The 11725-nt window shown below is 68.6% G+C and carries 5 protein-coding genes, 1 tRNA gene and 1 rRNA gene; 1 reads left to right on the top strand and 6 read right to left on the bottom strand.

What is annotated here, in order from left to right; all coding sequences use genetic code 11:
* The 3 genes from R6V09_RS33285 to R6V09_RS33275 form a co-directional block, all read right to left on the bottom strand.
* Positions 1 to 916 (bottom strand): DNA translocase FtsK 4TM domain-containing protein (locus tag R6V09_RS33285; protein ID WP_317885180.1); only part of this gene is annotated, 916 nt, incomplete at its 3' end.
* A 123-nt stretch (positions 917 to 1039) separates the two neighbouring features.
* Positions 1040 to 1723, bottom strand: a complete 684-nt coding sequence (locus R6V09_RS33280; protein WP_317885179.1) for a response regulator — start codon at positions 1721 to 1723, stop codon at positions 1040 to 1042.
* Between the two features lie 286 nt (positions 1724 to 2009).
* Positions 2010 to 7478, bottom strand: coding sequence for a HAMP domain-containing protein (locus R6V09_RS33275; RefSeq protein WP_317885178.1), 5469 nt, complete (start codon positions 7476 to 7478; stop codon positions 2010 to 2012).
* Positions 7479 to 7857: 379 nt separating this feature from the next.
* Between R6V09_RS33275 and R6V09_RS33270 the strand changes: the two genes are divergently transcribed.
* The gene (locus R6V09_RS33270) at positions 7858 to 10608 is read left to right on the top strand and encodes a SpoIIE family protein phosphatase (RefSeq protein ID WP_317885177.1); all 2751 of its coding nucleotides are present in this window, start codon (positions 7858 to 7860) and stop codon (positions 10606 to 10608) included.
* A 51-nt stretch (positions 10609 to 10659) separates the two neighbouring features.
* On the opposite strand, the gene R6V09_RS33265 is transcribed toward R6V09_RS33270, so the two are convergent.
* The 3 genes from R6V09_RS33265 to rrf all read right to left on the bottom strand — a co-directional run bounded on the left by R6V09_RS33265 (position 10660) and on the right by rrf (position 11723).
* A tRNA-Thr gene (locus R6V09_RS33265) sits at positions 10660 to 10735 on the bottom strand.
* A 95-nt stretch (positions 10736 to 10830) separates the two neighbouring features.
* Complete coding sequence (locus R6V09_RS33260) at positions 10831 to 11493, bottom strand: DegT/DnrJ/EryC1/StrS family aminotransferase (RefSeq protein WP_317885181.1); 663 nt, start codon at positions 11491 to 11493, stop codon at positions 10831 to 10833.
* A gap of 113 nt (positions 11494 to 11606) precedes the next feature.
* Positions 11607 to 11723 (bottom strand): 5S ribosomal RNA (rrf, locus tag R6V09_RS33255).
* Positions 11724 to 11725 lie beyond the last annotated feature (2 nt).

The raw sequence follows: 11725 nt of genomic DNA, 5'->3' as shown, positions 1-11725 counted from the left end.
GGCTCCGGCGCCTGGTGAGGGCCTCCTGCTCGGCGCTGTCGGGGTCGTACGCCTCGGGGTCGCTGCCGCGCTTGCGGGGGCGCGCGGGCAGCGCCTCGCGCCACTGCTCGTCGTAGCGCTCGTCGTCCTCGCCGAACTCGTCCTCGTCTTCGGGGTCGTGGACGATGCCCAGCTTCACGCCGAGCAGCCGCAGCCGCTGCGGGATCGCGTTGACGGGCGTGGCCGTGACGACCAGCAGCCCGAAGATCGTGAGCAGCACGAGCAGGGGTACGGCGAGCACTTCGCCCATGGTGTACGTCAGCGGGGTCGCCACGCCCCAGCCGATGAGGCCGCCGGCGTCCCTTATCGCCTGCATGCCGTCGCTGCGGGCGGGCGCGCCGCAGGCGATGTGGACCTGGCCGAGGACGCCGATGACGAGCGCGGACAGGCCGATCACGATGCGGCCGTTGGCCTCGGGCTTCTCCGGGTGGCGGATGAAGCGCACGGCGATCACCGCGAGCAGTATCGGCACGAGCAGGTCGAGGCGGCCGAAGGCGCCCGTCACCAGGATCTCGACGAGGTCGCCGACCGGGCCGCGCAGGTCGGCCCAGGTGCCGGCGGCGACGATCAGCGCGAGGCCGAAGAGGAGCAGCGCGACGCCGTCCTTGCGGTGGGCCGGGTCCAAGTTCTTCGCGCCCTGCCCTATGCCGCGGAACACGGCGCCGACGGCGTGCGCGGTGCCGAGCCAGAGGGCGCGCACGAGTTTGACGATGCCACCGGTGGGGCTGGGCGCGGGCTTGGGCGCCGGGCGGGCGGTCTTCTTGGCGACCGCCTTCTTCGCCGGCGCCCTTTTCGCGGCGGCCTTCTTCGCCGGAGCCTTCGCCGGAGCAGCCCTCTTGGCGGGCTGCTTCTTGGCTGCGGAGGGACGTGAGGCCATAGGTGTGAGGTTACCTGTGGAGAGCGCAGGGGACACGTGTGCCCACTGCTTCACCCGTTCGTGTCGCCCGTACGGGACGGGGAACTGACGCTCGCTCACGCACAACTGCGCCCGCGGCGGACGTCAGTTCTGCGACGGGACCGAAGGTGCTCCGGTGCCGGTGCCCGGCTCCAGGGCGTCGAGTGCCCGGCGCAGCCCGGTGAGTTTGCGTTCGAGATGGGCCGCGGTGGCCACAGCCGCCGCGTCCGCCGACTCGTCGTCGAGCTGCTTGGACAGCGCCTCCGCCTGCTCCTCGACTGCCGCGAGCCGCGCCGACAGCTCGGCGAGCAGTCCGGCCGGTTCCTTGGCCGCACCGACCGCGGGCTTGCCGCCGCCCTCCAACTGGAGTCTCAGCAGCGCCGCCTGCTCCCGCAGTTGGCAGTTCTTCATGTACAGCTCGACGAAGACCGAGACCTTCGCGCGCAGCACCCACGGGTCGAACGGCTTGGAGATGTAGTCGACCGCGCCCGCCGCGTAACCCCGGAAGGTGTGGTGCGGGCCGTGGTTGATCGCGGTGAGGAAGATGATCGGGATGTCCCGGGTCCGCTCCCGTCGCTTGATGTGCGCGGCGGTTTCGAAACCGTCCATGCCTGGCATCTGGACGTCCAGCAGAATGACCGCGAAGTCGTCCGTGAGCAGTGCTTTGAGCGCTTCCTCCCCGGACGATGCCCGAACCAGTGTCTGATCGAGCGCAGAGAGGATGGCCTCCAGCGCCAGCAGATTCTCCGGCCGGTCATCGACCAGGAGGATCTTGGCCTTCTGCACCATGGCCCGCCCTCCTCGCCCCGGATGTGCACCGGGCGCCGCCCCAGAGGACGGCTCTCTTGCGCCGCCCGTCCTTGTGCCGGTCATGGTAGCCGCACCCCGCCTGTCGCCACACCCTGTCACCGCGATGTCACTGTGCACGAAGCAGAAACGTAGCGGGAGACCAGAAGGTTCCCCGAATCCCGTGCTTCTACACGGCTCCGGACACACTGAGTCAGCAACTCCGCGTGCACACCGGCCGTTCCCCGCACCGTTCCCACTGCTTTCCCGTCAGGTCCGGTCGTTTCCGTCACTCCGGACGCATCCACTGCTCCATCACCGACAGCAGGTGATCGGGATCGACCGGCTTGGTGACGTAGTCCGAGGCGCCGGACTCGATCGCCTTCTCCCGGTCGCCCTTCATCGCCTTCGCGGTCAGCGCGATGATCGGAAGCCCGGCGAACTGCGGCATCCTGCGGATCGCCGTCGTCGTCGCGTATCCGTCCATCTCGGGCATCATGATGTCCATCAGAACGACCGTCACATCGTCGTGCTGCTCCAGGACTTCGATGCCCTCACGGCCGTTCTCCGCGTACAGCACGGACAGCCCGTGCTGCTCCAGGACGCTCGTCAGCGCGAAGACGTTGCGGATGTCGTCGTCGACGATCAGCACCTTCTCCCCGCCGAACCGGATGCCCCGGCGCGACGTCGGCGCCGACTCCTCGGCCGCCCACTGGTCCCGCACGGTCTGCCCGAGTTGCATAAACTGCTCGACGGCCCTACGACGCCTCCTGAAGAGCGCGGCGGCACCGTTCTGCGTCTCGTGGTACGACTTCACCTCGGCCGGCGTCTCGATGTCCACCTCGCTCCGCTCCGACAGCTCGGCGAGCTCCGCGGCGGACGACGCCACGAGGTCGCCCGCCTCCAGCGCGGGCAGCTGCTGGTAGCCCTGCGGGGGCAGTTCGCTCGGGTGCAGCGGCAAATACAGCGTGAACGTCGAACCGCGTCCCGGCTCACTCTGCGCGAAGATCTCACCGCCGAGCAGCTGCGCGATCTCCCGGGAGATCGACAGCCCGAGGCCCGTACCGCCGTACTTGCGGCTGGTCGTACCGTCCGCCTGCTTGAACGCCTCGAAGATGACCCGCATCTTGCTGCCCGCGATCCCGATCCCGGTGTCGGTCACCGAGAACGCGATCAGGTCGGCGTCCGCGTCCCGCAGCGAGCCGGCCTCCAGGAGCTGCTCCCGGATGGCCACCGGCACGTCCGCGCCGGCCGGCCGGATGACGAGTTCGACCGCCCCGGAGTCGGTGAACTTCACCGCGTTCGACAGCAGGTTGCGCAGCACCTGGAGCAGCCGCTGCTCGTCGGTGTGGAGCGTGGCGGGCAGTTCCGGCGACACCCGTACGGACAGGTCGAGGCCCTTCTCCGCGGTCAGCGGACGGAAAGTGGCCTCTACGTAGTCGACGAGTTGGACGAGCGCGATACGCGTCGGCGAGACATCCATCTTGCCCGCCTCGACCTTCGACAGGTCCAGGATGTCGTTGATCAGCTGGAGCAGGTCGGACCCCGCGCCGTGGATCGTCTCGGCGAACTCGACCTGCTTCGGGGAGAGGTTCCCCTCCGCGTTGTCAGCGAGCAACTTGGCCAGGATCAGCAGCGAGTTGAGCGGTGTGCGCAGCTCGTGCGACATGTTGGCGAGGAACTCGCTCTTGTAGCGCATGGACACGGCGAGCTGCTCGGCGCGCTCCTCCAGGACCTGCCGGGCCTCCTCGATCTCGGTGTTCTTCACCTCGATGTCCCGGTTCTGCTGGGCCAACAACTCGGCCTTCTCCTCCAGTTCGGCGTTGGACGACTGGAGTGCCTTCTGCCGGTTCTCCAACTCGTCCGACCGCTCCTGGAGTTGTTCGGTCAGCTCCTGGGACTGCTTCAGCAGCAGCTCCGTCTTGGTGTTGACGGAGATGGTGTTGACGCTGGTCGCGATCATCTCGGCGATCTGGTTGAGGAAGTCCTTCTGGATCTGCGTGAAGGGCGTGAAGGAGGCCAGCTCGATGACGCCCAGCACCTTCGCCTCGAACAGCACCGGGAGCACGATCACCTGCGCGGGCGGCGCCTCCCCGAGCCCCGAGGAGATCTTCAGATAGCCGCTGGGCGCGTTCTCCACGAGGATCGTGCGCCGCTCCTGGGCGGCCGTCCCGATCAGCGCCTCACCGGGCCTGAACGACGTCGGCATGGAGCCCATCGAGTAGCCGTAGGACCCGAGCATGCGCAGTTCGTACGCCTCCTCGCCCTCCGCGTCCGCCAGCGGCAGCGCGAGGAAGAACGCGCCGTGCTGCGCGGAGACCACCGGTGTCAGTTCGCTCATGATCAGCGAGGCCACGTCGTCGAGGTCGCGGCGGCCCTGCATCAGTGCGGAGATGCGGGCGAGGTTGCCCTTGAGCCAGTCCTGCTCCTTGTTGGCGATCGTGGTGTCGCGCAGGTTGGCGATCATCTTGTTGATGTAGTCCTGGAGTTCCTGGATCTCCCCGGACGCGTCCACGTCGATCTTCAGGTTCAGGTCACCACGGGTCACCGCGGTCGCCACGCGCGCGATGGCACGCACCTGCCGGGTCAGGTTCCCGGCCATCTCGTTCACCGACTCGGTGAGGTCGCGCCAGGTGCCGTCGACGTCACGCACGCGTGCCTGGCCGCCGAGTTGACCCTCCGTGCCCACCTCGCGGGCCACCCGGGTGACCTCCTCGGCGAAACTGGACAGCTGATCAACCATGGTGTTGATCGTCGTCTTGAGTTCCAGGATCTCGCCGCGCGCGTCAATGTCGATCTTCTTCGTCAGGTCGCCCTTGGCGATGGCCGTGGTGACCATCGCGATGTTGCGTACCTGGCCGGTCAGGTTGGACGCCATGCCGTTCACCGAGTCGGTGAGGTCCTTCCATGTTCCCGCCACACCCGGCACATGCGCCTGGCCGCCCAGGATGCCGTCCGTGCCCACCTCACGGGCCACCTTGGTGACCTGGTCGGCGAACGAACTCAGCGTCTTCACCATGGTGTTGAAGGTGTCGGCGAGCTGCTGCACCTCACCGCGCGCCTCGATCGTCACCGTCCGGGTCAGGTCGCCGTTGGCCACGGCCGCCGCGACCTGGGAGATGTTCCGCACCTGCATGGTCAGGTTGTTGGCCATCAGGTTGACGTTGCCGCTGAGGTCCTTCCAGATGCCCGTGATGCCCGGCACGTGCGCCTGGCCGCCCAGGATGCCCTCGGTGCCCACCTCGCGGGCCACCCGGGTCACCTGCTCGGCGAACGACGAGAGTTGATCAACCATGGTGTTGACCGTCGTGACGAGCTCAAGGATCTCGCCCTTGGCGTCAACAGTGATCTTCTTGGACAGGTCGCCCTTGGCGACGGCGGTCGTGACCTCGGCGATCTGGCGCACCTGGATGGTCAGGTTGTTCGCCATGAAGTTCACCGACTGCGTGAGGTCCTTCCAGGTGCCGGAGACACCCTGCACCTCGGCCTGACCGCCCAACTGGCCCTCGGTGCCCACCTCGCGGGCCACTCGCGTGACCTCCTCGGCGAACGAGGACAGCTGGTCGACCATCGTGTTCAGGGTGTTCTTCAGCTCCAGGATCTCGCCGCGCGCGTCCACGGTGATCTTCTGGGACAGGTCACCCCGGGCCACCGCGGTCGCGACTTGCGCGATGTTGCGCACCTGGGCGGTGAGGTTGCCGGCCATGCCGTTCACCGAGTCGGTCAGGTCGCGCCACACACCGGCGACGCCCGGCACCTGCGCCTGCCCGCCCAGGCGGCCCTCCGTGCCCACCTCACGGGCCACCCGGGTCACCTGGTCGGCGAATGCGGAGAGCTGGTCGACCATCGTGTTGATGGTGTTCTTCAGTTCCAGGATCTCGCCGCGCGCGTCCACGTCGATCTTCTGGGACAGGTCACCCTGGGCCACCGCCGTCGTCACCTGGGCGATGTTGCGCACCTGGGAGGTCAGGTTCCCGGCCATCGAGTTGACGGAGTCGGTGAGTTCCTTCCAGGTGCCCGAGACGCCGTCCACGCGCGCCTGGCCGCCGAGCCGGCCCTCGGTGCCCACGTCCCGGGCCATCCGGGTCACCTGGTCGGCGAACGACGACAGTTGATCGACCATCGTGTTGACGGTGTTCTTCAACTGAAGCATCTCGCCGGACACGTCGACGGTGACCTTCTGCGACAGATCGCCGTTGGCCACGGCCGTCGTCACCTGCGCGATGTTGCGCACCTGGCCGGTGAGGTTGCGGAATGCGGTGTTGACCGAGTCGGTCAAGTCCTTCCATGTACCGGCCGCGCCCGGCACCTGCGCCTGGCCGCCCAGCTCGCCCTCGACACCGATCTCGCGCGCCACGCGCGTGACCTCGGCACCGAACGAGGACAGTTGATCAACCATCCCGTTGACGGTGTTCTTCAGTTCCAGCATCTCGCCGGCGACGTTCACGGTGACCTTCTGGGACAGGTCACCGCTCGCCACGGCGGTCGTCACGGCCGCGATGTCCCGCACCTGGATCGTCAGGTTCCGGAAGACCGTGTTCACCGAGTCGGTGAGGTCCTTCCACGTCCCCGCCGCACCCGGCACGTTCGCCTGCCCGCCGAGCTGCCCTTCAGCGCCGACCTCGTTGGCCACGCGCGTGACCTCGTCGGCGAAGGTGCGCAGCGTCTCGGTCATCTGGTTGATCGTCTCGGCGAGCTGGGCGACCTCGCCGCGCGCCGACACGGTCACCTTCTGCGACAGGTCACCGTTGGCGACCGCAGTCGTCACCTGGGCGATCCCGCGCACCTGGGCCGTCAGGTTGCCGGCCATGATGTTCACCGAGTCGGTGAGGTCCTTCCACACCCCGGCCACACCCGGCACCTGAGCCTGGCCGCCCAACTCGCCCTCGGTGCCCACCTCACGGGCGACTCGCGTCACCTCGGAGGAGAACGAGGACAGCTGGTCCACCATCGTGTTGACGGTGTTCTTCAGCTCCAGCATCTCGCCTGCGACGTGAACGGTGACCTTCCTGGACAGGTCGCCCTTCGCGACCGCCGTGGTCACCAGCGCGATGTCCCGCACCTGGGCCGTCAGCCGGTACGCCATCGTGTTGACGGACTCCGTGAGGTCCTTCCAGGAGCCGGACATGCCACGCACGCGTGCCTGCCCGCCGAGCTTGCCCTCGGTGCCCACCTCGCTGGCCACACGCGTGACCTCGTCGGTGAACGTCGACAGCTGGTCGACCAGATTGTTGACCGTCCGCCCGACCTTCAGGAACTCCCCGCGCAGCGGATGCCCGTTCCCGTCGTCCTGAGCCTGCGTCCGCAGCTCCATACGCGGCGACAGATCACCCTCCGCCACCGCGGAGAGCACCCGTCCGACCTCGGAGACGGGCCGTACGAGGTCGTCCACGAGCGCGTTGGAGGCGTCGATGGCGGTCGCCCAGGAACCCTCGTAGGCGCCCGCCTCCAGCCGCTCCGTGAGCTTTCCCTCACGGCCCACCATGCGCCGCACCCGCGACAGCTCACCCGTGAGGTGCAGATTGCGGTCGGCCACCTCGTTGAACACGGCGGCGATCTCCGACATCACGCCGTCGCCGGACACCGTGAGCCGCTTGCGGAAGTTCCCGTCCCGCATGGCGACCAGAGCGGTCAGCAGCCGGTCCAAGGAGGCCGCGTCCACCTCCGTGGTCCCATTGCGCGGTTTGCGCTGGTTCTTCAGGGACTGTCCGCCTTTCGCGCGCGTCTTGGTGGCCCGCGTCGCTGCGCCAGACTCCACTGTGTCCCTCCCGCAGGGGTCGACCGTTACTGCTGTGCTCGGGTGCTACTGCTCGGCGTATCAGTTACTGCCGCGTATCTCTGCCCGGTTTACCGGGCTTCAACAGGGCCTGCTGCCCTCCATACACAGAAGACACCCAGCCTGCCCGGACCTTCACCAGAATCCTGCCCAGTGTTTCACCCTGCCTGAACCAGGCCATAACAGTTCGGCAGCTTCGCACACGGTCCGCACACCCTGAAGACGGAAACACTGCGGACCGGCATCCGCATGGACGGTGAAGGTAAGTAACCTTGCATGCGGCTGTCCAGCCGCGCCGGTTCCGTCCGGCCTGGGCGGTGGCACGAGCACGAGCGGGCAGGCATCGGAGGGGCACCGCACCATGACCACCGGACTGCATCCTGGAGGAACGCCCCAGGATCCCCCGCCGACCGGGAACCAGTCGTTGCCCCGGCAGGCGCCGATCGGCCATGGGCCCCTGCCCGCCGACAACAGGCCGAGGAGTTCTGTGATCACCGCGCGCGCGGCAGCCAGCTTCGAGCCCGTCGGACGATCGGTCGCCACCGCGCGGTCCTTCGTCCGCGACACCCTGCAGGGCTGGGGATTCGCCGACATCGTCGACGACGCCGTGGTCCTCACCAGCGAGCTGGTGACCAACGCCGTGGTCCACGCCGGCACGGCCGCGGATGTTCTGTGCCTACGGAGTGACGACGGTGCGCGGATCGAGGTCGCCGACCACTATCCGGAGCGCGAGATCCCCCTCCAGGGGGCCGCGATCACCATGAGCAGCCCCGACCGCGAGGGCGGACGCGGCCTCCAGCTGTGCGCGGCCCTGGCCAGCCGCTGGGGCGTCGACTACACCCCCACGCAGAAACTGGTCTGGTTCCAACTCGACCTCCCCGCCCGCCCGGTGGGCACTCGCACGGCCGGCCCGTCCCTGCCCGCCGCCCTGCTCCCGCTCGCCGACGGCAGGGTCCGCGTCGCGGTCGTCCAGATCGACCGTACGGGCTCCATCGCGTCCTGGAACGAAGACGCAGAGGAACTCTTCGGCTACGCCGCCGAGCAGGTCACCGGCAAGCCCCTGACCGACCTCGCGGCCTGGCCGCACACCCCCGGCACCAGCACCGGTATCGCCGAGGCACTGCGCCTCTCACGCTGGGAGGGCAGTTACGGCATCCGCGGCGCCGACGGCCGCGTGATCCCGGTGTACGCCTCCCACCTCCGCGTCCGCGACACCGGCGGCGAGCCGTCAACCGTGTGCCTCCTGGTGAGGGACCACGAACGCGCGGTTCTGCAGACCCCGATGCGCGGCCCCGCCCCCGACGCGGCGTCCACCCCGGACGGCCAGAACACCGACCCCTTCGAGGTGTTCATCGGCTCCCCCGCGCCGGACGACCTCGACGGCCTCCTCCAGCGCACGGTCGAGCGCGCCCGCGACATGCTCGACGGGGACTCCGCCTTCCTCCTCCTCGCGACGGACGACGAAACGGAGTTGGAGGTCCGCGCCTCCACCGGCCTGCCCTCCGCCCGCCAACGCTTCGCGCGCGTGCCCGTCGAAGCCGGCCCCGGCCGCTACGGCTCCGCCCGCATGCCGGCCGTCCACGAGGACCTCCAAGCCGTCCCGGGCGCCGTACCGCTCCTCAGCGGCACCGGAATGCGCTCCGTCGTCACGGTCCCCCTGAAGGTCGAAGGCCGCCTCACCGGCTCCCTCGGAGTGGCGGCCGAAGGCCCCAACAAATACTCGAACGAAGAAGCCCTGCGCCTCCAATTCGCCGCCGACCGCATCGCGTTGGCGGTCGAATCGGCCCGCCTTGGCGAACTGGAACGCCTGCGCCGCGGCTCACTCAGCTTCCTGGTGGAGGCCTCCGACCTCCTCGCCGGCACCCTGGACCGCGACCAGACCCTCGCCCTCATGGCCCAGATGACGGTCCCGACCCTCGCGACCTGGTGCGCGGTCTACACGATCGCCGACCAGGCCTCCGACCCGTACCTCTCGTACGTCCTGCACGAGGACGAGGAACTCATCGACGGCATCAAGTCGCTGCTCTCCAAGATCGCGCCCCCGGACCCGGTACCCACCCCCGGCGCCCGCGTCTGGGCCGCCCCCGCCGAGGCCGCCCACCAGGCCGCCCTGCGCACCTCCATGCGCAGCCTCGGCCTCGGCGAGCCCACCCGCCGCGTCAGCTCGGGCATCGGCCCAACTCTCGCCACGGCTTCGGCAGTCGGCGGCGAGACGGTCGTCCTCCCCCTGGTCGCCCGCAACCGCGTCATCGGCATGCTGACCCTCGGCAAGCCCACCGACGAACACTTCCGCCAGGAAATCCTGGAACTGGCCGAGGACTTGAGCCGCCGAGCCGCCCTCGCCCTCGACAACGCCCGCCTGTACTCGGAGCGCACGGCGATCAGCCAGTCCCTCCAGCGCAGCCTCCTGCCCCCCGACCTCCCGCACATCGAGGGCGTCGAGGTCGAGGTCATCTACCGCGCGGCGGGCGAGGGCAACGAGGTCGGCGGCGACTTCTACGACCTCTTCCCCATCCGCGACGGCGTCTACGGCTTCGCCATCGGCGACGTCTGCGGCACGGGCCCCGAGGCAGCCGCGGTCACCGGCCTGGCCCGCCACGCCCTCCGCCTGCTCGCCAGGGAGGGCTTCGGCGGCCCCGCGGTCCTGGAGCGCCTCAACTCCGCGATCCTCGACGAGGGCGCCCGCAGCCGCTTCCTGACGCTCCTCTACGGCGAGTTGTGGCCCCAGGAGGACGGCAGCGCCAAGCTGAAGGTGGTCTGCGCCGGCCACCCCCTCCCGCTCCGCCTGCGCCAGGACGGCACGGTCGAACCGGCCGCCGAACCGCAGCCCCTCCTCGGCGTAATGGACGACCTGGAGCTCTACGAGCAGACGGTCACCCTCGACCCGGGCGACGTCCTCCTGTGCGTCACGGACGGCGTCACGGAACGCCGCGAAGGCACCCGCATGCTGGGTGACGACGGCCTCACGGACGTCCTCACCACCTGCACGGGCCTCACGGCCGGAGCGGTCGCGGCCCGCATCATGCGCGCGGTCGAACGATTCGCGTCGGACGCCCCGTCCGACGACATGGCAATTCTGGCGATGCGCGTCCCGGGCCTCCAGAAGGACTGACACCCGAACACGCAAAAGGCCCCGCCCAATTGGGCGGGGCCTTTCAGTTAATGGAGCCCTCTAACGGAATCGAACCGTTGACCTTCTCCTTACCATGGAGACGCTCTACCGACTGAGCTAAGAGGGCCTGTCGCTTTCCCGAGGTTTCCCTCGCGGCAACGAAACAGATCATACCCCGAACAGGCCTGTGCGCCCAACCACCGCCGCCCGACCCCGACTCGGTCAGAAAGCGGGCTGCAGCAGTCCCCCGAGCGCATTGCACGCGGACACGATCCGCTGCATCTCCCGCTTCGTCAACGAAGCGTCCACCGGCAGCGCCAGCGTCTCGTCCGAGGCCCGCTCGGTCTCCGGGAGAGCCACACACCTCCGGTACTCCGGCAGCCGATGCACAGGCGTCTTCACCGGCACCCGGCACTCAACTCCCCTACCGCGCACAGCCCGAGCGAAGGCATCACGGTCCGGCCGCCCGTTCCCCGGCACCCGCACGACGTACTGCTGGTAGGTGTGCCCGTTCCCACCATCGGGCGTCCGCACCCCGCGCAACTTCGCATCAAGATAGGAGGCTCGCTCCCGCCGCTGAGCCACCTCGTCGTACGGCGCCTCGGACTCCCCCTGCTGCAACACCAGCAACCCATGCCGCTGCCCGACCCCGAGCAACCGCGCCATATCAGCCGACCGACCGAATCGATGTACGACAACTATCGCCGCCGTACGCGGAGTTACGGCCGCTTCGACAGCGGACGCGTCGAGGCAGTAGGTCACCGGATCTATGTCGGCGAACACCGGCAGCCCACCCGCGAGAGTGACGGCCTCGGCGACTTCCACGTTCCCGAACGCCGGCACGACGACCTCGTCACCGAGTCCGACGCCTGCGGCCCTGAGCATTGCAGCAGTACCCATGCTCGGATGGTGATTGCGCAACGTGAACTTCAAGTGACGGCAAACAAAAAAGGGTTGGACCCCGAACCGAAGTTCAGGATCCAACCCTTTCAATATTTGTTCGGCGGCGTCCTACTCTCCCACAGGGTCCCCCCTGCAGTACCATCGGCGCTGTAAGGCTTAGCTTCCGGGTTCGGAATGTAACCGGGCGTTTCCCTCACGCTATGACCACCGAAAC

It is taken from the genome of Streptomyces sp. W16 (genome assembly GCF_033194735.1).
Lineage (GTDB): Bacteria > Actinomycetota > Actinomycetes > Streptomycetales > Streptomycetaceae > Streptomyces.
Note: the sequence above shows the minus strand (reverse complement) of the source record. Positions and strands in the feature narration are given on the sequence as shown.

Coding starts and splice junctions, on each gene's coding strand:
- R6V09_RS33270 (WP_317885177.1), top strand. CDS start 7,858: ATGACCACCGGACTGCATCCTGGAGGAACGCCCCAGGATCCCCCGCCG.
- R6V09_RS33260 (WP_317885181.1), bottom strand. CDS start 11,493: ATGCTCAGGGCCGCAGGCGTCGGACTCGGTGACGAGGTCGTCGTGCCG.
- R6V09_RS33280 (WP_317885179.1), bottom strand. CDS start 1,723: ATGGTGCAGAAGGCCAAGATCCTCCTGGTCGATGACCGGCCGGAGAAT.